Raw genomic sequence first — 22,175 nt, 5'->3', positions numbered from 1 at the left:
AATGACAAAACAACGTATTTTTGTCGCCGGTCATCGCGGAATGGTGGGTTCCGCGATTGTCCGCCAGCTGGAACAGCGCGGCGACGTTGAGGTGATTGTTCGCACCCGCGACGAGCTGAACCTGCTTGATAGCCTTGCGGTGCAGGACTTCTTCGCCAGCGAACGTATCGACCAGGTGTATCTGGCGGCGGCGAAGGTGGGCGGCATTGTCGCTAACAACACCTACCCGGCGGATTTCATCTACGAGAACATGATGATTGAGAGCAACATCATTCACGCGGCGCATCTGCACAACGTGAATAAGCTGCTGTTCCTCGGCTCATCCTGTATCTACCCGAAAATGGCGAAGCAGCCGATCGCGGAGAGCGAACTGTTGCAGGGCACGCTTGAAGCCACCAACGAGCCGTATGCGATTGCCAAAATTGCCGGGATCAAGCTGTGTGAATCCTACAACCGTCAGTATAACCGCGACTATCGCTCGGTGATGCCGACCAACCTGTACGGACCGCACGACAACTTCCACCCGAGCAATTCGCACGTGATCCCGGCGCTGCTGCGTCGTTTCCACGAGGCGACTGCCGAAAACGCCCCGGACGTGGTGGTGTGGGGCAGCGGTACGCCAATGCGTGAGTTCCTGCACGTGGACGACATGGCGGCGGCCAGCATTCACGTCATGGAGCTGGATCGCGAGGTGTGGCAGGAAAACACCGAGCCGATGCTGTCGCACATTAACGTCGGGACCGGCGTGGACTGCACCATTCGCGAGCTGGCGCAGACCATCGCGCAGGTGGTGGGCTACAAAGGACGCGTGGTGTTTGACGCCACCAAACCGGACGGCACGCCGCGCAAGCTGCTGGACGTGACCCGTCTGCATCAGCTGGGCTGGTATCACGAGGTCTCACTGGAGCAGGGGCTGGCCAGCACCTACCAGTGGTTCCTGGAAAACCAGCACCGCTTCCGGGGGTAATGATGTTTTTAAGTCAGGAAGATTTTGCCACGGTAGTGCGTTCCACTCCGCTGATCTCAATCGATTTGATCGTGGAGAACGAACGCGGCGAGTTCTTGCTGGGGAAACGAACCAATCGTCCTGCACAGGGCTTCTGGTTCGTGCCCGGCGGGCGCGTGCAGAAGGATGAGACGCTTACCGATGCGTTTGAGCGTCTCACTCTGGCGGAACTGGGCCTGCAACTGCCGATGGCAGCGGGCCAGTTTTACGGGGTCTGGCAGCACTTCTATGACGATAACTTTTCAGGCACCGGGTTCACCACGCACTACATCGTGCTGGGGTTCCGCCTGAAGGTGAGTGAGGCAGACCTGCGTCTGCCTGATTCTCAGCATGACGATTACCGCTGGTTAACGCCAGAGGCGCTGCTGGCAAGCGACAACGTCCATGACAACAGTCGGGCGTACTTCCTTGCCGAACGTCAGGCCGAGGTGCCAGGTCTATGAAAATCCTCGTCTACGGAATTAACTACTCGCCGGAGCTTACCGGTATCGGGAAATACACCGGCGAGATGGTCGAGTGGATGGCGAGCCAGGGACATGACGTGCGGGTGATTACTGCCCCGCCGTATTACCCGGAGTGGAAGGTAGGCGAACGCTATTCCAGCTGGCGCTACCGCCGCGAAGAGGGGGCCGCGACCGTCTGGCGCTGCCCGCTCTACGTGCCGAAACAGCCCTCGACGCTGAAACGTTTAATTCATCTGGGCAGCTTTGCCCTGAGCAGTTTCTTCCCGCTGATGGCGCAGCGTCGCTGGAAGCCGGATCGCATCATCGGCGTGGTGCCGACGCTGTTCTGCACGCCAGGCATGCGCCTGCTGGGCAAACTCTCCGGCGCGCGCACCCTGCTGCACATTCAGGATTATGAAGTGGACGCCATGCTCGGGCTGGGAATGGCCGGGAAAGGCAAGGGCGGCAAGGTGGCGAAGCTCGCCAGCGCCTTTGAGCGCAGCGGCCTGCACAACGTGGATTACGTCTCGACCATTTCGCGCTCGATGATGAACAAGGCGCAGGAGAAGGGCGTCCCGGCGGAAAAAGTGATCTTCTTTCCGAACTGGTCCGAAGTGGCGCGCTTCCGCGATGTGACAGACCAGGATGCGCAGGCGTTACGCGCGCAGCTCGGGTTGCCTGCTGAGCAAAAAATCATTCTTTACTCAGGCAACATCGGCGAAAAACAGGGGCTGGAGAGCGTGATTGACGCCGCGCTTCAGCTGAGCGAACACCCGTGGATGTTCGTGATAGTCGGGCAGGGCGGCGGTAAAGCGCGGCTGGAAAAAATGGCCAGCGAGCGCGGACTGACCAACATCCGCTTCTTCCCGCTTCAGTCTTATGACGCGCTGCCCGCGCTGCTGAAAATGGCGGATTGCCATCTGGTGGTGCAAAAACGCGGCGCGGCGGATGCGGTGCTGCCGTCCAAGCTGACCAACATTCTGGCAGTGGGCGGAAACGCGGTGATTACGGCAGAAGCCGCAACAGAATTAGGCCAGCTGTGCAACAGCTACCCGGGCATTGCCGTTTGCGTGGAGCCGGAATCGGTTCCTGCGCTGGTGACCGGAATTGAGCAGGCACTCGCCATGCCAAAAGAGAACACGGTGGCACGTGAATATGCCGAACGCACGCTCGAGAAAGAGAACGTGCTGAGCCAATTTATTGCAGATATACGGGGATAAATCATGAGTCAAACCACTTTGTATCCGGTCGTAATGGCGGGTGGATCCGGGAGCCGGTTGTGGCCACTGTCCCGCGTGCTTTATCCAAAACAATTTCTGTGCCTGAAAGGCGACCTCACCATGCTGCAAACGACGGTTAACCGTCTGCACGGCGTGGAGTGTGAAAGCCCGGTGGTGATCTGTAACGAACAGCACCGCTTTATCGTTGCCGAGCAGCTGCGCCAGCTGAACAAACTGACCGAAAATATCATTCTGGAGCCTGCCGGACGCAACACGGCGCCTGCCATTGCCCTTGCGGCGCTGGCGGCAAAACGCAGCAGCCCGGACTGCGACCCGCTGATGCTGGTGCTGGCGGCTGACCACGTCATCCAGCAGGAAGAGGCCTTCCGCGACGCGGTACGCGCGGCGATTCCTTACGCTGAGAACGGCAAGCTGGTGACCTTCGGCATCGTGCCGGATCTCCCGGAAACCGGCTATGGCTACATTCGCCGCGGCAGCGTGACGCCGGGTGAAGGCGACAGCGTGGCGTTTGACGTGGCGCAGTTTGTTGAAAAACCGAATCTGGAAACCGCGCAGGCGTACGTGGCGAGCGGTGAATACTACTGGAACAGCGGTATGTTCCTGTTCCGCGCCGGTCGCTACCTAGAAGAGCTGGAAAAATATCGCCCGGATATCTTACGCGCCTGCGAAAAAGCGATGGCGGTGGTGGATCCGGATCTCGATTTTATCCGCGTGGACGAAGAAGCCTTCCTCGCCTGTCCGGAAGAGTCCATTGACTATGCGGTAATGGAACGTACGGCAGATGCGGTAGTGGTACCGATGGATGCTGGCTGGAGCGACGTCGGCTCCTGGTCGTCACTGTGGGAGATCAGCGCGCATACCCCGGAGGGTAACGTCCATCACGGGGATGTGATCAGCCACAAAACGGAAAACAGCTACGTCTACGCCGAATCTGGCCTCGTCACCACGGTAGGGGTGAAGGATCTGGTGGTCGTGCAGACCAAAGACGCGGTGCTGATTGCCGACCGTAATGCCGTGCAGGACGTTAAAAAAGTGGTGGAGCAGATCAAGGCCGATGGCCGCCACGAACACCATATTCACCGCGAAGTCTACCGCCCGTGGGGCAAATATGACTCCATCGACGCCGGCGAGCGTTACCAGGTGAAACGCATCACCGTGAAGCCGGGAGAAGGGCTGTCGGTGCAGATGCACCATCACCGCGCCGAACACTGGGTGGTGGTGGCGGGGACCGCCAAAGTGACCATCGACGGTGAAGTGAAGCTGCTCGGTGAAAACGAGTCCATTTATATTCCGCTGGGGGCGACGCACTGTCTGGAGAACCCGGGGAAAATTCCGCTCGACTTAATTGAGGTGCGTTCCGGCTCCTATCTGGAAGAGGACGACATCATCCGCTTCCAGGATCGCTACGGGCGCGTGTAGCACTCCGCATCATGCCCGGTGGCGCTGCGCTTTCCGGGCCTACGAATGACAAAAATAAATTTGGCCATTACATGGTCAGGGCCAACTGTTGCCTGAAAAAGGGGTCATCATGGAAAAATTAACCTGTTTTAAAGCCTACGATATTCGCGGCAAGCTGGGCGAAGAGCTGAACGAAGACATTGCGTGGCGCATCGGCCGCGCGTACGGCGAATACCTGAAACCACAAACTATCGTGCTGGGCGGCGACGTGCGTCTGACCAGCAAATCCCTGAAGCTGGCGCTGGCGAAAGGGCTACAGGACGCGGGCGTCGATGTGCTGGACATTGGCCTTTCCGGTACCGAAGAGATCTATTTTGCCACCTTCCACCTGGGCGTGGACGGCGGTATCGAAGTGACGGCCAGCCATAACCCGATGGACTACAACGGCATGAAGCTGGTACGCAAGGGCGCGCGTCCTATCAGCGGTGACACCGGCCTGCGTGACGTGCAGCGTCTGGCCGAGGCCAACGACTTCCCGCCGGTGAATGAAGCCACACGCGGCAGCTATAAGCAGATTAACCTGCAAAAAGAGTACATCGACCACCTGCTGGGCTACATCAACGTGGCGAACCTCAAACCGCTGAAGCTGGTGATTAACTCCGGCAACGGCGCGGCAGGCCCGGTTGTCGATGCACTTGAAGCCCGCTTTAAGGCGCTGAACGTGCCGGTGACCTTCGTCAAAGTGCACAACACGCCTGACGGCAACTTCCCGAACGGTATCCCTAACCCGCTGCTGCCGGAGTGCCGCGACGACACCCGCAACGCGGTGATTGAGCACGGCGCCGATATGGGTATCGCCTTTGACGGCGATTTTGACCGCTGCTTCCTGTTCGACGAGAAAGGGCAGTTTATCGAAGGCTACTACATCGTTGGCCTGCTGGCGGAAGCGTTCCTCGAGAAAAACCCGGGGGCGAAAATCATTCACGATCCGCGTCTTTCCTGGAACACCGTCGACGTGGTGAAGGCCGCGGGCGGCGAACCGGTGATGTCCAAAACCGGCCACGCGTTTATCAAAGAGCGTATGCGTGAGGAAGACGCCATCTACGGCGGCGAGATGAGCGCCCACCACTATTTCCGTGATTTTGCCTACTGCGACAGCGGGATGATCCCGTGGCTGCTGGTGACTGAGCTGCTGTGCCTGAAAGGGAAGAGCCTGGGCGAACTGGTGCGCGACCGCATGGCGGCGTTCCCGGCGAGCGGGGAGATCAACAGCAAACTGGCACAGCCCGCTGAGGCCATTGCCCGCGTAGAACATCACTTTGCCATTCATGCGCTGGAGATTGACCGTACCGACGGTATCAGCATGGCGTTCCCGCAGTGGCGCTTCAACCTGCGCTCCTCCAACACCGAGCCGGTGGTGCGCCTGAACGTGGAGTCCCGCGCCGATACCGCGCTGATGGAAGCCCGAACGAAGGACATTCTGGCGCTGTTGAATCAGTAAAAAGAAAACCTTACCCCTCACCCTAACCCTCTCCCCAAAGGGGAGAGGGAACTTGAACACCCTCTCCCCTTTGGGGAGAGGGCCGGGGTGAGGGGCGAGGGGTAAGGTTTAGAACTAAAGGAACAACGATGACAAATCTAAAAAAGCGCGAACGAGCGAGAACGAATGCATCGTTAATCTCTATGGTGCAGCGTTTTTCTGATATCACCATCATGGTCGGCGGACTGTGGGCGGTGTGTTGGGTCAGCGGGCAGTCGTTCTTATACATGCACTTGCTGATGGCGTTGATTGCGCTGGTGGTGTTTCAGATGATCGGCGGCATGACCGATTTCTATCGTTCATGGCGCGGCGTCAAAATGACCACCGAACTGATGCTGCTGCTCCAGAACTGGACCTTAAGCCTGGTTTTCAGCGCAGGGCTGGTGGCGTTCAGCCATGATTTTGATAACCGTCTTGTGACCTATCTCTGCTGGTATCTGTTAACCAGCATTGGCATGGTGGTCTGCCGCTCGCTGATCCGCTTTGGCGCGGGCTGGCTGCGCAACCGCGGGTATAACCGTCGCTTCGTTGCCGTGGCGGGCGACCTGCCGGTGGGACAGGTGTTGCTCGACAGCTTCCGCAAAGAGCCGTGGTTAGGTTTTGAAGTGGTCGGGATTTATCACGACGCGAAGCCCGGCGGCGTGCCGTCCGACTGGGCAGGTAACTACGAACAGCTTATTGACGATGCGAAAGCCGGCAAAATTCATAACGTCTACATCGCCATGCAGATGAAAGATGAATCCCGCATCAAGAAACTGATGCGCGAGCTGGCGGATACCACCTGCTCGGTGATCCTCATCCCGGATGTCTTCACCTTCAATATTCTCCACTCCCGTATTGAAGAGGTGAACGGGGTACCGGTTGTTCCACTGTACGACACGCCGCTGTCGGGGATTAACCGCGTGCTGAAGCGCGTGGAAGATATCGTCCTTTCGTCCCTGATCCTGCTGCTCATCTCCCCGGTGCTGTGCTGCATTGCGCTGGCGGTGAAGCTCAGCTCGCCGGGGCCGATCATCTTCCGTCAGACCCGCTACGGCATGGACGGTAAGCCGATCATGGTGTGGAAATTCCGCTCTATGAAGGTGATGGAGAACGACAAGGTGGTGACCCAGGCGACGCAGAACGATCCGCGCGTCACCCGCGTGGGCAACTTCCTGCGCCGTACCTCGCTCGATGAGCTGCCGCAGTTCATCAACGTGTTCACCGGCGGGATGTCCATCGTCGGGCCTCGTCCTCACGCCGTGGCCCATAACGAGCAGTACCGCACCCTGATTGAAGGCTACATGCTGCGCCATAAGGTGAAGCCAGGCATCACCGGCTGGGCGCAGATCAACGGCTGGCGCGGCGAGACCGACACGCTGGAAAAAATGGAAAAACGTATCGAGTTCGATCTGGAGTACATCCGCGAGTGGAGCCTCTGGTTCGATATCAAGATTGTTTTTCTGACCGTTTTCAAAGGCTTCGTGAACAAAGCGGCGTACTAAGATGAGCTTACGAGAAAAAACCATCAGCGGCGCGAAATGGTCAGCCATGGCCACCATCGTCATCATTGGCCTCGGCCTGGTGCAGATGACGGTGCTGGCGCGCATTATCGATAATCACCAGTTTGGTCTGCTGACCGTCTCGCTGGTGATTATCGCCCTGGCCGATACGCTGTCGGACTTTGGTATCGCCAACTCCATTATCCAGCGTAAGGAGATCAGCCATCTGGAGCTGACCACGCTTTACTGGCTGAACGTCGGGCTGGGTATCTTCGTTTTTGTGCTGGTGTTCCTGCTGAGCGATGTGATTGCCGGCGTGCTGCATAACCCGGACCTGGCGCCGCTGATGCGCACCCTGTCGTTCGCTTTCGTGGTGATCCCGCACGGGCAGCAGTTCCGCGCGCTGATGCAGAAGGAGCTGGAGTTCAACAAAATCGGCATGATTGAAACCAGCGCCGTGCTGGCGGGCTTTACCTTCACCGTGGTCAGCGCCCATTTCTGGCCGCTGGCGATGACCGCCATCCTCGGTTACCTGGTTAACTCTGCCGTACGTACGCTGCTGTTCGGCTACTTTGGCCGCAAGATTTACCGTCCGGGGCTGCATTTCTCGCTGGCGTCTGTTTCATCCAACCTGCGCTTCGGCGCGTGGCTGACGGCAGACAGCATTATCAACTACGTGAATACTAACCTCTCCACGCTGGTGCTGGCGCGCATTCTGGGCGCGAGCGTCGCGGGTGGCTACAACCTGGCGTATAACGTCGCGGTTGTCCCGCCGATGAAGCTCAACCCTATCATTACCCGCGTGCTGTTCCCGGCGTTCGCCAAAATTCAGGACGATACCGAAAAGCTGCGCGTGAACTTTTACAAGCTGCTCTCCGTCGTGGGGATCATCAACTTCCCGGTGCTGCTGGGGCTGATGGTGGTTGCCAGCAATTTCGTACCGCTGGTGTTTGGCGAGAAGTGGAACAGCATCATCCCGATCCTGCAACTGCTGTGCGTCGTGGGGCTGCTGCGCTCGGTGGGGAACCCGATTGGTTCTCTGCTAATGGCGAAGGCGCGCGTGGATATCAGCTTCAAGTTCAACGTGTTTAAAACCTTCCTGTTTATTCCGGCAATTATTGTGGGCGGCCACACGGCGGGCGCCATTGGCGTGACGCTCGGCTTCCTGCTGGTGCAAATCGTCAATACCGTGCTGAGCTACTTCGTGATGATCAAACCGGTGCTGGGCTCCAGCTACCGTCAGTACATCCTCAGCCTGTGGCTGCCGTTTTATCTCTCCTTACCGACGCTTGCGGTGAGCTACGGCCTGGGCGTGGTGCTCAACGGGCATCTGCCGCTGGCGGCGCTGCTTGCGGTGCAGGTCGCGGCAGGCGCGCTGGCGTTCGCCGTGATGATTGTGCTGTCACGCAATGCGCTGGTGGTCGAGATGAAGCGCCAGTTTTGCCGTAACGAAAAAATGAAAACGCTGCTTCGCGCAGGCTAATTTTACGAGGCCATTATGAAATTACTTATTCTTGGCAACCATACCTGCGGCAACCGTGGCGACAGCGCCATCCTGCGCGGTTTACTGGATGCAATTAACACCCTTAAGCCTGAGACAGAAGTGGATGTGATGAGCCGTTATCCGGTCAGCTCATCCTGGTTACTGAACCGCCCGGTGATGGGCGACCCGCTCTACAGCCAGATGAAACAGCACAACAACGCCGCGGGGGTGATGGGGCGCGTGAAGAAAGTGCTGCGTCGCCGCTACCAGCATCAGGTGCTGCTTTCTCGCGTGACCGACACCGGCAAGCTGCGCAACATCGCCATCGCGCAGGGTTTTACCGATTTTGTTCGTCTGCTGTCCGGCTATGACGCCATTATCCAGGTGGGCGGTTCGTTCTTCGTCGATCTCTACGGCGTGCCACAGTTTGAGCATGCGCTTTGTACGTTCATGGCGAAAAAGCCGCTGTTTATGATTGGCCACAGCGTCGGGCCATTCCAGGATCCGCAGTTTAACCAGCTGGCGAACTATGTCTTCGGCCACTGCGACGCGCTGATCCTGCGTGAATCGGTCAGCCTCGACATGATGAAGCGCAGTGAAATCGACACCACCAAAGTGGAGCACGGTGTGGACACCGCCTGGCTGGTGGATCATCAGGATGACAGTTTCCAGGCCAGCTACGCGGTACAGCACTGGCTGGACGTGGCGGCAAAGCAGAAAACCGTCGCCATTACCCTGCGTGAACTTGCTCCGTTCGATAAACGCCTCGGCACGACCCAGGCGGCGTACGAGAAAGCCTTTGCCGATGTGGTGAACCGCGTGCTGGACAGCGGTTACCAGGTGCTGGCGCTTTCCACCTGTACCGGTATCGACAGCTACAACAAAGATGACCGTATGGTGGCGCTCAACTTGCGCAACCTGGTGAACGATCCGTCCCGCTATCACGTGGTGATGGACGAGCTGAACGACCTTGAGATGGGCAAGCTGCTCTCCGCCTGCGACCTGACCGTGGGCACGCGTCTGCACTCGGCCATTATCTCGATGAACTTCGGCACGCCAGCCATCGCCATTAACTACGAACACAAGTCCGCGGGCATTATGCAGCAGCTCGGCATGCCGGAAATGGCCGTTGATATTCGTCATCTGCTGGACGGGTCGCTGGGTGCGATGGTGGGCGACACGCTCGGTCAGCTGCCTGCGATCAACGAACGTCTGGCGGTGGCGGTAAAAGCCGAACGCGAAAAAGGTATTGGCATGGTGAAATCCGTACTCGACCGCGTCCGGGAGGGGAAATGAAGGTTGGTTTCTTCTTACTGAAATTTCCGCTGTCGTCTGAAACCTTTGTGCTGAACCAAATCACCGCGTTTATCGATATGGGGTATGACGTGGAGATTATCGCCCTGCAAAAGGGCGATACGCAAAACACCCATGCGGCGTATACCCGGTATGTGCTGGAGGCGAAAACCCGCTGGTTGCAGGATGAACCCACCGGACGAATGAACAAACTGCGCCATCGCGCCAGCCAGACGCTGCGCGGCCTTCATCGCGCCTCGACGTGGCGGGCGCTGAATATGTCGCGCTATGGGGCGGAGGCCCGCAACCTGATCCTTTCCGCCATTTGCGGGCAAACGGCCCAGCCGTACCGGGCCGATGTCTTTATCGCCCACTTTGGCCCGGCGGGCGTAACGGCGGCAAAACTGCGTGAGCTGGGGGTGATTGACGGCAAAATCGCAACCATTTTCCACGGTATCGACATCTCCAGCCGGGAAGTACTGAACCACTACACGCCGGAATATCAGCAGCTGTTTCGCCGTGGCGACATGATGCTGCCGATAAGCAACCTGTGGGCCGGACGCCTGAAAACTATGGGGTGCCCGAGCGAGAAAATCACCGTTTCACGCATGGGCGTGGATATGGAACGTTTCACCCAGCGACCGGTCAAGGTGCCGGGCAAGCCGCTGCAAATTATCTCTGTTGCCCGCCTGACCGAAAAGAAAGGGCTGCACGTAGCCATCGAAGCCTGTCGCCAGCTGAAGGCGCGCGGCGTGGACTTCCACTACCGCATCCTGGGCATCGGGCCGTGGGAGCGTCGCCTGCGCACGCTGATTGAACAGTATCAGCTGGAAGACGTGGTCGAGATGCCGGGCTTCAAGCCGAGCCACGAAGTGAAAGCCATGCTTGATGATGCGGATGTGTTCCTGCTGCCTTCCGTAACCGGCGCCGACGGCGATATGGAAGGCATTCCCGTGGCGCTGATGGAGGCGATGGCGGTCGGCATTCCGGTGGTCTCGACACTACACAGCGGTATCCCGGAGCTGATCACCTCTGAACACTCCGGCTGGCTGGTCCCTGAAAACAATGCGCTGGCGCTGGCGGATCGTCTGGCTGCGTTCAGTGATATCGATCAGCAGACGCTGATCCCTGTGCTGCAAAATGCGCGGCAAAAAGTTGAAGCAGAATTCAATCAGCAGGTGATTAATCGCCAGTTAGCGAGCCTGCTGCAAACGCTGTAACGCTGAGGTTGTATGCTGAAAAAGATTACCCGACGCCGATTTGTCTCTTCTTTATCCGTCCTGGCTGCCATGCCGCTGCTGTCGCCCCGCGCTGTGCGGGCGGCAACCGGGAAGACGGTTTCTGTCGATCGCTACAACAATAACGACTGGATCGCCGCCTTTAAGCAGGCATTTACCGAGGGCGATACCGTTGTTGTTCCCGCCGGGTTAACCTGTGGAAACATCAATACCGGCATTTTCATTCCTGATGGCAAAACCCTGCTGATCCGCGGTGCGCTGAAGGGCAATGGCCGCGGGCGGTTTGTGCTCCAGGAAGGCTGTAAGGTCATTGGGGAAGGAGAGGGGCGCACGCATAACATTACGCTGGACGTGCGTGGCTCCGACTGTGTCATTAAAGGGCTGGCGATGAGCGGCTTCGGCCCCGTCACCCAGATCTACATCGGCGGTAAAAAGCCGAGAGTGATGCGTAACCTGCTTATCGATCGCATTGCCGTGAGCCAGGCCAACTACGCCATTCTGCGCCAGGGTTTTCATAATCAGGTGGTCGGTGCGCGCATAACCAACAGTAAATTCAGCCACTTGCAGGGTGACGCGATTGAGTGGAACGTGGCGATTAACGACCGCAATATCCTGATCTCTGACCACGTGATCGATAACATCAACTGCACAAACGGCAAGATCAACTGGGGGATAGGCATTGGGCTGGCTGGCAGCACGTACGACAATGACTATCCGGAACAGCAGACCGTTAAAAACTTCGTGGTGGCAAATATCACCGGCAGCAACTGTCGGCAGTTGGTCCATGTTGAAAACGGTAAACACTTTGTGATCCGTAATATCAAGGCCAGCAATATTACTCCCGACTTCAGTAAAAAGGCCGGAATTGATAACGCGACGGTAGCTATTTATGGCTGTGATAATTTCGTTATTGATAATATCGATATGGTGAACAGCGCCGGAATGTTAATCGGGTATGGCGTGATCAAGGGCGATTATCTGTCGATACCGCAAAACTTCAAACTTAACGATATTCGCCTGGATAACCGACAGCTTGCCTATAAGCTGCGCGGGATACAGATTTCTTCCGGCAATGCCACCTCGTTTGTTGCCATCACCAACGTCAACATGCAGCGGGCAACGCTTGAGCTGCACAACAAGCCACAGCACCTTTTCTTGCGTAATATCAACGTGATGCAGGAGTCAGCGACGGGACCAGCGCTTAAGATGAACTTCGACTTGCGCAAAGACGTGCGTGGGAAGTTTATGGCCAAAAACGAGACGCTGTTGTCGCTCGCGAACATAAAAGCGGTTAATGAAAAGGGGCAGAGTTCGGTGGATATTGATCGGGTCGATCAACACGTGGTGAATACGGAACGGTTGAATTTTGCGCTGCCGCACAGGTAATCCTACAGCCTATTTTGCGACTATTCCTGGTACGGAATCGCGATCTATTCAGATTACAACTACTGTAATTTGTGGTGGGGTGACCTAGGATTACTTCATATTTACGGCAAAACATGCTGGCGAAAACAGGTTTAAAAGCTATAATTCGTCAACCATTTTAAGGTGGAAGAAATAATGATTAATTTGAAAGCAGTCATACCGGTAGCGGGTTTGGGCATGCACATGTTGCCCGCCACAAAGGCCATTCCTAAAGAGATGCTGCCGATCGTTGACAAGCCGATGATTCAGTACATCGTCGACGAGATTGTTGCTGCGGGGATCAAAGAAATCGTTCTGGTGACGCACTCTTCGAAGAATGCCGTTGAGAACCACTTCGACACCTCTTATGAACTCGAGGCGCTGCTTGAGCAGCGTGTTAAGCGCCAGCTTCTGGCAGAAGTTCAGTCTATCTGTCCTCCTGGCGTGACCATCATGAACGTGCGTCAGGCGCAGCCGCTGGGTCTGGGGCACTCAATCCTCTGCGCGCGCCCGGTGGTGGGTGATAACCCGTTCATCGTGGTTCTGCCGGACATCATTATTGATACCGCTTCCGCCGATCCGCTGCGTTACAACCTGGCGGCAATGGTCGCTCGCTTCAACGAGACGGGCCGCAGCCAGGTGCTGGCGAAACGTATGAAGGGCGATCTCTCTGAGTATTCTGTTATTCAGACTAAAGAGCCACTGGAGACGGAAGGGCAGGTGAGCCGGATCGTTGAGTTTATCGAAAAACCCGATCAGCCGCAGACCCTGGACTCTGACCTGATGGCAGTCGGCCGTTATGTGCTGAATGCGGATATCTGGGCTGAACTGGAAAAAACCGAGCCGGGCGCCTGGGATCGTATCCAGCTAACCGATGCGATTGCTGAGCTGGCGAAGAAGCAGTCGGTTGATGCGATGCTGATGACCGGCGATAGCTATGACTGCGGTAAGAAAATGGGGTATATGCAGGCGTTTGTGAACTATGGCCTGCGTAACCTGAAGGAAGGGGCGAAGTTCAGAAGCCGGATTGAGAAGTTGCTTAAAGAGCACTAAACCTTCGGTATACTCCCGCAAAGTATTGATCTAAGGTGGTAAGCGTTCGGAATGGATAGAACGCTACCACCTTTTAATGTTTCTGACACAGATAAGAGCGAGTCTTAGTACGATAGTCTATAACTTTTTGCTTGTTTCTAAGTGAGATACGTCAGACAATTATCCGCATATTTTTATGAACCGGACCTGCGTATTCGGCGTTCAAAAATTTGTTATAGAATATAAGCATGTTGGTAGCTTAGGAGCCAGGGGCGGTAGCGTGGCCCGACCATATTGAGCGTTGTGGCTCATTCCCTTTATTAGTAATGCTAATATTTTACCTAAAGGCAGATTGATGGCATCTCTGTATTTTTTACTTCCTCTTTTATATATTATTTGCACCATATACTTTATAAAAGGCGTATATATTCGCGTTTTTACTATTTTTTACTTCGTGGTGAATTTTGTATATTATCTATCTGTCTGGATACAGGGTATTCCGCTAGAGGAGGGATATACTCAGGTATTTTGGTTCTCATTCTTAAGTTTGTTCGCAATCCATTTGTCATATTTTATAACACCAATAAAAGTGTCCTCGCGGTATAATCATTCAGATGATTTGTCTAATTCATGGTTCAGAAGTATTAACTCAAAAATATTTGTCGTTTGTGGTCTGGTTTTATACATTTTTGCTTTAATGATTTATGTGAAAAATAATGGGGTCGCATTTGGTGGTGGTTACGAAGCTCGTCTTGAACAGAATTCGGGTGGCGGCCTGTCAATTATTTTAATGTACGCATTTGTTCCTTCCTCGATTGTGTTCTTTCTTCGTAAACCTACTAAATTACGTTTTATATTGGCAACCGCATTGGCTATTTTCTGTGGTTCTGTTTATTACTACGTTATAGGCGGCTCAAGAAATGTAATGGGCGCGGCAGTTCTTGCTATAACTTATTTTGCCTATGAGAAAAAAGTACTCCGTATAAATGAAATAGCTATACTATCAGCATGTTGCTGTGTAGCTTTAATTGTATTGGGTGCTCTGCGTTATGGATCCAGTCTTGATGATGTGATCAGTATGCTTCTGTCTGGCTCATCAGTCATGATTTCATTCGCTTTAGATTCTTTCTCTCCGATTTATGCAATCAAAGATATTATTGAATATATTGATAAAACAGGTAATATTCAGTATTTTTCAACCTTCTTCAATGAGTTTGCGATTATTGTTCCTCGTTTTTTATGGGAGTCAAAACCGATTAACTTTTTGAATAACGGCTATTTTTATACAACCTATATCCTGAATATGGATACGCAGTTGACCATATCACCAACGATAGTAGGTAGCTTTATTATTATGTTTGGCACAACCTGGTTTTGGCTTTGGGGACTTATTACTGGAAGCACATTAAAACTCATTGACGCAGTAACCAAAAAAACCAGGATGATTACGATAAAGATTACATTTATAACCTGCATTGGCTACTGCTTCTTCTGGGTGCGTGACGGTTTAGAAGTGTTTATGTATATCTCATTTAAATTCTTTTTATGTGTAATGATCATTAAAGCGATTAGCACGATAGTTGGTTGTCTATTGAAAAGGCCTTCGAATGAAAATTTTGCTCATAAGTAATATGTATCCAGGTTCGGATACGCCACATCTGGGCGGGTTCGTTAAAAACGCAGCTGATTCGCTGCGTAATAATGGACATGATATTGAATTATGTGTTCTTAATAAAATCTCAAAAAGCAAAGTTACTAAAATTTATAACTATCTTGTTTTTTATATCTCTATTTTGGTTAAAGTTCTTTTGACCAAAAGTGATTGTCTTTATTTGCATTATGCGTCTCATTGCTATCTGCCGGTAAAAATGGGCAATTGTGTCAGAAGAAAAAAAATTGTAGTGCACGTACACGGCGGTGACGTTAAGCGGCTCAACGGAACCAGTGGAATGTTCTTTCGTATTAAGAAGGCAATTGTTTCTAATGCGTTGAAAAATGCGGTAAAAATAGTGTTTCCTTCAAAGTCTTATCTGGAATTTACCAAAAATGAATATCAACTCGATGAAGTTAAATGTGCAATAAGCCCTTCTGGCGGCGTTGATACCCAACTCTTTGCGTTTAAAAATCGTGAATTCGGTGTTCCGCTTAAACTACTTTTTGCTGGACGACTCATCAAGAGTAAACGTGTGGATCTGGCAATACAGGCAATTGAAAACCTGTCCGACGATGATAAAAGTAAAATTCACTTAACTATTGTTGGGGATGGTCCAGAGCTGAGTTCGTTAGTGAAAAGTGCAGCTCATTTACCAAATATTGAATTTTCGCCTGCCGTAGGGCACGTTCGCTTGGCTGAAATTTTTCAGGAACATGATGTGCTAATCTATCCTTCAGAAAGTGAAAGCCTTGGACTGGTTCCTTTGGAGGCGATGGCTACGGGGATGATTCCACTTCTAAGTAATATCCCCTCTTTCAACGAGTTCATCGATAATAACCAAAATGGTTTTATTGTTTACGAGGACGGACACTATAAAATTAAAATTGAGCAAATGCTCAAGATGTCACCACAAACGCTTCAAGCGATGTCTCATCAGGCTAAGCAAACGGTCTTAAACAGCTATACGAAAGAAATAGCGCAAACGAAGCTGCTTGAGGCATTTAAATGTTTGTAATTAATAAATTAATTTGGCTTGGATATACTGTATCTTCTGGAGCAGCAAGGGTTATAATCTTCTTTTTGTTGACTCTTGTGTTTGTCCAAAAAGACATTGCGCTCTTTGCTGTTTATTATTCATTCTTAACTGTTGCAGTGATATTCCTCGGTCAGGGACTTGGTACAACGCTCATTAAAGATGGCTCTGAAGTGAGCATGAAATACTTTAATTACGTTTTACTCCTTAGTATTGCAGCAGCCTCGGTTATTACCTTAGCACTGGCGACTCCAACACTTGACTTAAATTTAATTGACACCTTAATATTCGCTGGCTCTCTTGCATGTCTGGCTATCAACCAAATCTATCGTTATTATTATATTTATTATAAAAAGGCACTCCCTGGCTTAATTTATGATTTGCTAGCGCTGGTTCTTTTCGCGGCAGGAATGCTGCTGTGCAAACTACATCTTGTCTCTTTAAAGCCTCTTGATATTTTCTTCCTTGCTTACTTAATCGCGACAATAATTAACCAAATTATTTACTATATATATGTTAAGCGAGCATGGATAACCGTATCTGATAGCAAGGCTTTCAATGGGCTGGATTGGAAATTCTCCCTAAATGTTGGCTTCGTGGGGCTCATTTCTACAGGGATCGTTTTTCTATTACCTTACTTTTCCCGTGAGTTACTTCCCGATGAATCAATGTCGGTACTGGGTCTCACAATTAGCATAATTGGAATTATATCTGTCTTCTCACGTGCATACATGAACTACTTTTATCGAGAGTTGGTGGAGTGTGCTAAGTCCAAAGAAGAAAAAGTTTATCTTGCGATAAATAAAAAAGTTATCATCATATCAGCGCTCGTATGCTTTGGTAGTATCCTGCCACTAATCTTTTATGTTAAATTATCGCTTTCCTATGTAACCTTTAACGAAATACTGGCAATTGTCGTGCCTGTAATGCTTTTTACTCTCTCTTCGCAACTATCATTAGTTCAGTCAAATATAATATTATTCCTTGGTAAAGAAAAAATCTCACTGATATTCAACTTTTTTGTATTTATTGTGGTTCTGTCATTGTTTTTGTTATGGCAATACTTCATTAGTATTTCGGTGATATATCTTATCCCAATAATGTCTTTATTCCTGATGGTTTTATATTTAATCAGATACGCTTATTTTAGAATCCTGATCAGGACGGCTTTTAAGAATGGAGAAGCAGTTTAACATGAACATAGAGGATAGTGCTTTATTCATTTACGGCGAGGGAGGACACCGAGCCCAGATGAACAGATTGATGAAAAGAATTGGTGGAGAAATAAATAAAAATAAAATCAGTCTCTCAGATTATAAAATTAAGGAAGAATGGTCTGATAAGCATTATGTCACTCGTGAATTTAGAAATAAATACTCAACGTTCACTAGTGTGCTTCGCTTCAATCAGTTACATCAGATCAAGGTCTGTTTACAGATTCATAAAACTCATCGAATAAAAGTGGTCGTTTCAACGGGACCCGGTGTAGCTCTTATTCCCGCTTTTTATTTTAAATATATTGTTGGTGCAAAAATAATTCATCTCGAAACATGGTCCAGATTCGAAACGAAGTCCTTCACTGGTAGAATCATGTCTTTAATTGCGGATGAGTTTTATGTGCAGCACAAGACGCTTTTAAAACAGTATAAAAAAGCCAAATTTTCCGGAGTGCTATGAAAATTTTAGTGACCGTAGGCACCACTCGGTTTGATAAACTTATCAAGCAGATTGCATCAATTTCAGCGCTTCCACATATGGCCAACAATTTTTTTATGTGCCAAAAGGCGAATGGCCTGTCAAACCCTGAAACAGAAAATTACAAGGAAGTTGAATTTATTCAATCTATTGAGAACGAATATTCTCATTATGATCTTGTAATCAGTCACGCAGGCGCTGGATCAATATTTTCTCTTTTAGATCACGAGAAAAAAATCATCATTGCCCCAAATTTAGATCGTTTGGATAAACATCAGTCTGACATTGCTAAATATATGGGGGAAAAGGAATTTGCAATGATTTGTTGGGATATCGAAGATCTCGAAAATCTAATCATTAATGCAAGTTCATTCCAGCCAAAGAAATTTGAATTAGTGCGATTTTTCAAGAATGATGAGTTTATTGACCATATAAATAACGCGTGATAGTACTCGATCGCTAAAGCCATTTAATAATATTTGCAGGTAACTTTTGAACATAAAAAATAGTTAATGCTTTGTGAAATTATTTGATAACGACTTTAGTATTGTTTAGAGTTATGAGAAGTGATTCCCAAGCCGCTATCATTCGCGGCGACCACACCTGACAGGAGTATGTAATGTCCAAGCAACAGATCGGCGTTGTCGGTATGGCAGTGATGGGGCGCAACCTGGCGCTCAACATCGAAAGCCGTGGTTATACCGTCTCCGTTTTCAACCGCTCCCGTGATAAGACCGAAGAAGTCATCGCTGAGAATCCAGGCAAAAAACTGGTTCCTTTCTATACGGTTAAAGAGTTCGTTGAGTCTCTGGAAACACCTCGTCGTATCCTGTTAATGGTGAAAGCGGGCGCAGGTACCGATGCAGCTATCGATTCACTGAAACCGTATCTGGATAAAGGCGACATCATTATTGATGGCGGCAACACCTTCTTCCAGGACACCATTCGTCGTAACCGTGAACTGTCTGCTGAAGGCTTCAACTTCATTGGTACCGGCGTATCCGGCGGTGAAGAGGGCGCCCTGAAAGGTCCATCAATCATGCCTGGCGGTCAGAAAGAGGCGTACGAACTGGTTGCGCCTATTCTGACCAAAATCGCTGCGGTTGCGGAAGATGGTGAGCCGTGTGTGACTTATATCGGTCCTGATGGCGCTGGTCATTACGTGAAAATGGTTCACAACGGCATTGAATATGGCGACATGCAGCTGATTGCTGAAGCCTACTCTCTGCTGAAAGGCGGCCTGAACCTCTCCAACGAGGAGCTCGCAGAGACCTTCACCGAGTGGAACAAAGGCGAGCTGAACAGCTACCTGATCGACATCACCAAAGATATCTTCACCAAGAAAGATGAAGAGGGTAAATACCTGGTTGATGTGATTCTGGATGAAGCCGCGAACAAAGGTACCGGTAAATGGACCAGCCAGAGCTCTCTGGATCTGGGTGAGCCGTTGTCCCTGATCACCGAATCCGTATTTGCACGTTATATCTCTTCTCTGAAAGAGCAGCGTGTTGCGGCATCTAAGGTGCTGTCTGGTCCTCAGGCTAAACCCGCTGGTGATAAAGCGGAGTTCGTAGAAAAAGTCCGTCGCGCGCTGTATCTGGGTAAAATCGTCTCTTACGCGCAGGGCTTCTCTCAGCTGCGCGCGGCATCTGACGAGAACAACTGGGATCTGAACTACGGTGAGATTGCGAAGATCTTCCGTGCCGGCTGTATCATTCGCGCTCAGTTCCTGCAAAAAATCACCGATGCCTATGCTGAAAACGCGGGTATCGCAAACCTTCTGCTGGCACCTTACTTCAAACAAATTGCTGACGGATATCAGCAGGCGCTGCGTGATGTTGTTGCGTACGCGGTGCAGAATGGTATCCCGGTTCCGACCTTCTCCGCTGCGGTGGCATATTACGACAGCTATCGTGCTGCCGTTCTGCCAGCGAACCTGATTCAGGCACAGCGTGACTACTTCGGTGCGCATACCTATAAGCGTACGGATAAAGAAGGTGTGTTCCACACCGAATGGCTGGATTAATATACGGTTAGCCATGCCATCGAGCCCGGTAGAGATACCGGGCTTTTTTATCTTGCCCTATCCACCTACTGTTTAATGGAATAGATTGCGTGAAAATTCTAGTTACTGGCGGTGCCGGTTTTATCGGTTCCGCGGTTATCCGACATATTATTAGCAATACTCGGGATAGCGTTGTTAACGTTGATAAATTGACCTATGCCGGTAATCTGGAATCCTTGCGTGAAGTAAGCGATAGCGAACGCTATGTTTTTGAGCATGCCGATATATGTGATAAAGAGGCAATGGCGCGTATTTTTGCTATCCATCAGCCTGATGCGATAATGCACCTGGCTGCCGAGAGCCATGTCGACCGTTCTATTACCGGTCCCGCTGCGTTTATTGAAACCAATATTGTTGGCACCTATATCCTGTTAGAAACAAGCCGTGCTTACTGGTCTTCACTGGATGAGGCAGCAAAATCTACTTTCCGTTTCCATCACATTTCAACTGATGAGGTTTACGGCGATCTGCCTCATCCCGATGAACATTATGACTCCACCCCGTTACCGCTGTTTACTGAGAAAACAGCGTACCAGCCAAGCAGCCCTTACTCAGCGTCAAAAGCATCCAGCGACCATTTAGTTCGAGCCTGGATACGCACCTATGGTTTACCCGGGATTGTGACAAATTGTTCGAATAATTATGGCCCATACCACTTTCCTGAAAAGCTGATTCCTCTTGTTATCCTCAATGCGCTGGATGATAAACCATTGCCGATTTATGGAAAGGGCGATCAGATCCGTGACTGGTTATACGTTGAAGATCATGCTCGTGCACTGTATACGGTTCTGACCACGGGTAAGCCGGGAGAAACCTATAATATTGGCGGCCATAACGAGAAGAAAAATATTGAAGTCGTTCAGACCATTTGTGATCTGCTCGATGAAATGGTACCGAAAGAAACATCCTATCGCGCACAAATTACTTATGTCACGGATCGTCCTGGACACGACAGACGTTATGCAATTGATGCTCATAAAATTAGCGACGAGCTCGGATGGACTCCCCTGGAAACCTTTGAAAGCGGCATCCGTAAAACGGTTGAATGGTATTTGAATAACCAGGAGTGGGTATCGAATGTAAAAAGCGGCGCCTATAAGAGCTGGATTGAGCAAAATTATGGGGAGCGTAAGTAAATGACGAAACGTAAAGGGATTATATTAGCTGGCGGATCGGGTACACGTCTTTATCCCGTGACTATGGCCGTAAGTAAGCAATTGTTGCCAATTTACGATAAGCCAATGATCTATTATCCGCTCTCTACGCTTATGCTGGCAGGTATACGGGATATTCTGATTATCAGCACGCCTCAGGACACTCCCCGTTTTGAACAACTGCTCGGAAACGGTAGCCAGTGGGGATTGCATATCCAGTACAAAGTGCAGCCGAGCCCGGATGGCCTTGCCCAGGCGTTTATTTTGGGTGAAGAGTTTATCGGTGAGGATAATTGTGCGCTGGTATTAGGCGATAATATTTTCTACGGACACGATCTCCCCAGACTGCTTGAAGGCGCAGCAAGCCAGCAAGAGGGTGCGACCGTATTCGCCTATCATGTCAGCGACCCGGAACGCTATGGCGTCGTTGAGTTTGATAAAGACGGTACTGCAATTGGCCTTGAGGAGAAGCCTCAGCAACCCAAGAGTAATTACGCAATAACCGGTCTTTATTTTTACGACAACGATGTGATTGAGATGGCCAAAAGTTTAACGCCGTCCGAGCGAGGTGAACTCGAAATTACCGACATCAACCGCATCTATATGCAGCAGGGACGATTGTCTGTCGCGATGATGAGGCGCGGTTACGCCTGGCTGGATACCGGAACGCATCAGAGTATGATCGAAGCAAGCAATTTTATCGCCACAATTGAAGAGCGACAGGGGCTAAAAGTATCATGTCCTGAAGAGATTGCGTTCCGACGAGGTTTTATTGATGCCGAACAACTTCGGGTACTCGCTGAACCATTGAAAAAGACCGGGTATGGTCAGTATCTGCTGAATCTGACCAAGGGATTAGTCTGATTTGACGAAGTAAGCAGTTTTCCTCTACTTACTCTCGACTGCCCTTTAACGTCTTATTGTCGCTGTAAAACAGGTGCTTTGCTTAGTGTAACGACAGGTCTTTTTGTTGAGCAAAAACATTTTTCAAAAAACCTGAAACCTTGACAGCGAA

At 51.2% G+C, this 22,175-nt stretch carries 19 protein-coding genes; all 19 read left to right on the top strand.

The window, feature by feature from the left end:
- Position 1 precedes the first annotated feature (1 nt).
- The 19 genes from RS584_RS13935 to rfbA all read left to right on the top strand — a co-directional run bounded on the left by RS584_RS13935 (position 2) and on the right by rfbA (position 22,024).
- A complete protein-coding gene (locus RS584_RS13935) occupies positions 2-967 on the top strand; it encodes a GDP-L-fucose synthase family protein (protein ID WP_032671736.1) in 966 nt (321 codons plus the stop codon).
- 2 nt (positions 968-969) lie between these two features.
- Positions 970-1,449, top strand: a complete 480-nt coding sequence (locus RS584_RS13930; RefSeq protein WP_065186924.1) for a GDP-mannose mannosyl hydrolase — start codon at positions 970-972, stop codon at positions 1,447-1,449.
- Complete coding sequence (gene wcaI, locus RS584_RS13925; RefSeq protein ID WP_022651482.1) at positions 1,446-2,669, top strand: colanic acid biosynthesis fucosyltransferase WcaI; 1,224 nt, start codon at positions 1,446-1,448, stop codon at positions 2,667-2,669. The genes RS584_RS13930 and wcaI overlap by 4 nt, the downstream gene beginning before the upstream one ends.
- A 3-nt stretch (positions 2,670-2,672) precedes the next feature.
- Positions 2,673-4,109, top strand: coding sequence for a mannose-1-phosphate guanyltransferase (gene cpsB / locus RS584_RS13920; protein ID WP_017693088.1), 1,437 nt, complete (start codon positions 2,673-2,675; stop codon positions 4,107-4,109).
- Positions 4,110-4,218: 109 nt separating this feature from the next.
- Entirely contained in the window at positions 4,219-5,589 is a 1,371-nt protein-coding gene (gene cpsG / locus RS584_RS13915) for a colanic acid biosynthesis phosphomannomutase CpsG (protein WP_032648865.1), read from the top strand.
- Between the two features lie 128 nt (positions 5,590-5,717).
- On the top strand, positions 5,718-7,112 hold the full coding sequence (wcaJ, locus tag RS584_RS13910; RefSeq protein ID WP_032619344.1) for an undecaprenyl-phosphate glucose phosphotransferase: 1,395 nt from the start codon (positions 5,718-5,720) through the stop codon (positions 7,110-7,112).
- 1 nt (position 7,113) lies between these two features.
- A complete protein-coding gene (gene wzxC / locus RS584_RS13905) occupies positions 7,114-8,592 on the top strand; it encodes a colanic acid undecaprenyl disphosphate flippase WzxC (protein ID WP_315748060.1) in 1,479 nt (492 codons plus the stop codon).
- Positions 8,593-8,607: 15 nt separating this feature from the next.
- A complete protein-coding gene (gene wcaK, locus RS584_RS13900; protein WP_006811234.1) occupies positions 8,608-9,888 on the top strand; it encodes a colanic acid biosynthesis pyruvyl transferase WcaK in 1,281 nt (426 codons plus the stop codon).
- Positions 9,885-11,105 carry a colanic acid biosynthesis glycosyltransferase WcaL gene (wcaL, locus tag RS584_RS13895; RefSeq protein ID WP_315748059.1) on the top strand — a complete coding sequence of 407 codons (1,221 nt, stop codon included), beginning with the start codon at positions 9,885-9,887 and terminating at the stop codon, positions 11,103-11,105. Before wcaK ends, wcaL begins: the two co-directional genes overlap by 4 nt.
- A 12-nt stretch (positions 11,106-11,117) precedes the next feature.
- On the top strand, positions 11,118-12,509 hold the full coding sequence (gene wcaM, locus RS584_RS13890) for a colanic acid biosynthesis protein WcaM (protein WP_315748058.1): 1,392 nt from the start codon (positions 11,118-11,120) through the stop codon (positions 12,507-12,509).
- 174 nt (positions 12,510-12,683) lie between these two features.
- Positions 12,684-13,580 (top strand): GalU regulator GalF, encoded by an 897-nt coding sequence (gene galF / locus RS584_RS13885; protein WP_045142424.1) that lies wholly within the window; start codon positions 12,684-12,686, stop codon positions 13,578-13,580.
- 334 nt (positions 13,581-13,914) lie between these two features.
- Positions 13,915-15,189 (top strand): WzyE family oligosaccharide polymerase, encoded by a 1,275-nt coding sequence (locus RS584_RS13880; RefSeq protein ID WP_315748057.1) that lies wholly within the window; start codon positions 13,915-13,917, stop codon positions 15,187-15,189.
- Positions 15,167-16,228 (top strand): glycosyltransferase family 4 protein, encoded by a 1,062-nt coding sequence (locus RS584_RS13875; RefSeq protein ID WP_315748056.1) that lies wholly within the window; start codon positions 15,167-15,169, stop codon positions 16,226-16,228. Before RS584_RS13880 ends, RS584_RS13875 begins: the two co-directional genes overlap by 23 nt.
- Entirely contained in the window at positions 16,219-17,439 is a 1,221-nt protein-coding gene (locus RS584_RS13870) for a hypothetical protein (RefSeq protein WP_315748055.1), read from the top strand. Before RS584_RS13875 ends, RS584_RS13870 begins: the two co-directional genes overlap by 10 nt.
- Complete coding sequence (pssD, locus tag RS584_RS13865; protein WP_017693095.1) at positions 17,423-17,923, top strand: PssD/Cps14F family polysaccharide biosynthesis glycosyltransferase; 501 nt, start codon at positions 17,423-17,425, stop codon at positions 17,921-17,923. Before RS584_RS13870 ends, pssD begins: the two co-directional genes overlap by 17 nt.
- The gene (pssE, locus tag RS584_RS13860) at positions 17,920-18,387 is read left to right on the top strand and encodes a PssE/Cps14G family polysaccharide biosynthesis glycosyltransferase (protein ID WP_017693096.1); all 468 of its coding nucleotides are present in this window, start codon (positions 17,920-17,922) and stop codon (positions 18,385-18,387) included. The genes pssD and pssE overlap by 4 nt, the downstream gene beginning before the upstream one ends.
- 173 nt (positions 18,388-18,560) lie before the next feature.
- Entirely contained in the window at positions 18,561-19,967 is a 1,407-nt protein-coding gene (gene gndA / locus RS584_RS13855; RefSeq protein ID WP_315748054.1) for an NADP-dependent phosphogluconate dehydrogenase, read from the top strand.
- 89 nt (positions 19,968-20,056) lie between these two features.
- A complete protein-coding gene (rfbB, locus tag RS584_RS13850; RefSeq protein ID WP_315748053.1) occupies positions 20,057-21,142 on the top strand; it encodes a dTDP-glucose 4,6-dehydratase in 1,086 nt (361 codons plus the stop codon).
- Positions 21,143-22,024, top strand: a complete 882-nt coding sequence (gene rfbA / locus RS584_RS13845; protein ID WP_017693099.1) for a glucose-1-phosphate thymidylyltransferase RfbA — start codon at positions 21,143-21,145, stop codon at positions 22,022-22,024.
- Positions 22,025-22,175 lie beyond the last annotated feature (151 nt).

The organism is Enterobacter sp. DTU_2021_1002640_1_SI_PRY_ASU_LCPMC_013 (assembly GCF_032389435.1).
In the GTDB taxonomy this organism is placed as follows: Bacteria; Pseudomonadota; Gammaproteobacteria; order Enterobacterales; family Enterobacteriaceae; genus Enterobacter; species Enterobacter hormaechei_C.
Note: the sequence above shows the minus strand (reverse complement) of the source record. Positions and strands in the feature narration are given on the sequence as shown.

Bases quoted from the DNA above. Each gene is read 5' to 3' on its own strand.
- cpsB (WP_017693088.1), top strand. From the start codon at position 2,673: ATGAGTCAAACCACTTTGTATCCGGTCGTAATGGCGGGTGGATCCGGG.
- pssE (WP_017693096.1), top strand. From the start codon at position 17,920: ATGAAAATTTTAGTGACCGTAGGCACCACTCGGTTTGATAAACTTATC.
- RS584_RS13880 (WP_315748057.1), top strand. From the start codon at position 13,915: ATGGCATCTCTGTATTTTTTACTTCCTCTTTTATATATTATTTGCACC.
- cpsG (WP_032648865.1), top strand. From the start codon at position 4,219: ATGGAAAAATTAACCTGTTTTAAAGCCTACGATATTCGCGGCAAGCTG.
- gndA (WP_315748054.1), top strand. From the start codon at position 18,561: ATGTCCAAGCAACAGATCGGCGTTGTCGGTATGGCAGTGATGGGGCGC.
- rfbA (WP_017693099.1), top strand. From the start codon at position 21,143: ATGACGAAACGTAAAGGGATTATATTAGCTGGCGGATCGGGTACACGT.
- pssD (WP_017693095.1), top strand. From the start codon at position 17,423: ATGGAGAAGCAGTTTAACATGAACATAGAGGATAGTGCTTTATTCATT.
- RS584_RS13875 (WP_315748056.1), top strand. From the start codon at position 15,167: ATGAAAATTTTGCTCATAAGTAATATGTATCCAGGTTCGGATACGCCA.
- wcaL (WP_315748059.1), top strand. From the start codon at position 9,885: ATGAAGGTTGGTTTCTTCTTACTGAAATTTCCGCTGTCGTCTGAAACC.
- RS584_RS13935 (WP_032671736.1), top strand. From the start codon at position 2: ATGACAAAACAACGTATTTTTGTCGCCGGTCATCGCGGAATGGTGGGT.
- wcaM (WP_315748058.1), top strand. From the start codon at position 11,118: ATGCTGAAAAAGATTACCCGACGCCGATTTGTCTCTTCTTTATCCGTC.
- wcaJ (WP_032619344.1), top strand. From the start codon at position 5,718: ATGACAAATCTAAAAAAGCGCGAACGAGCGAGAACGAATGCATCGTTA.
- RS584_RS13870 (WP_315748055.1), top strand. From the start codon at position 16,219: ATGTTTGTAATTAATAAATTAATTTGGCTTGGATATACTGTATCTTCT.
- wcaI (WP_022651482.1), top strand. From the start codon at position 1,446: ATGAAAATCCTCGTCTACGGAATTAACTACTCGCCGGAGCTTACCGGT.
- wcaK (WP_006811234.1), top strand. From the start codon at position 8,608: ATGAAATTACTTATTCTTGGCAACCATACCTGCGGCAACCGTGGCGAC.
- RS584_RS13930 (WP_065186924.1), top strand. From the start codon at position 970: ATGTTTTTAAGTCAGGAAGATTTTGCCACGGTAGTGCGTTCCACTCCG.
- galF (WP_045142424.1), top strand. From the start codon at position 12,684: ATGATTAATTTGAAAGCAGTCATACCGGTAGCGGGTTTGGGCATGCAC.
- wzxC (WP_315748060.1), top strand. From the start codon at position 7,114: ATGAGCTTACGAGAAAAAACCATCAGCGGCGCGAAATGGTCAGCCATG.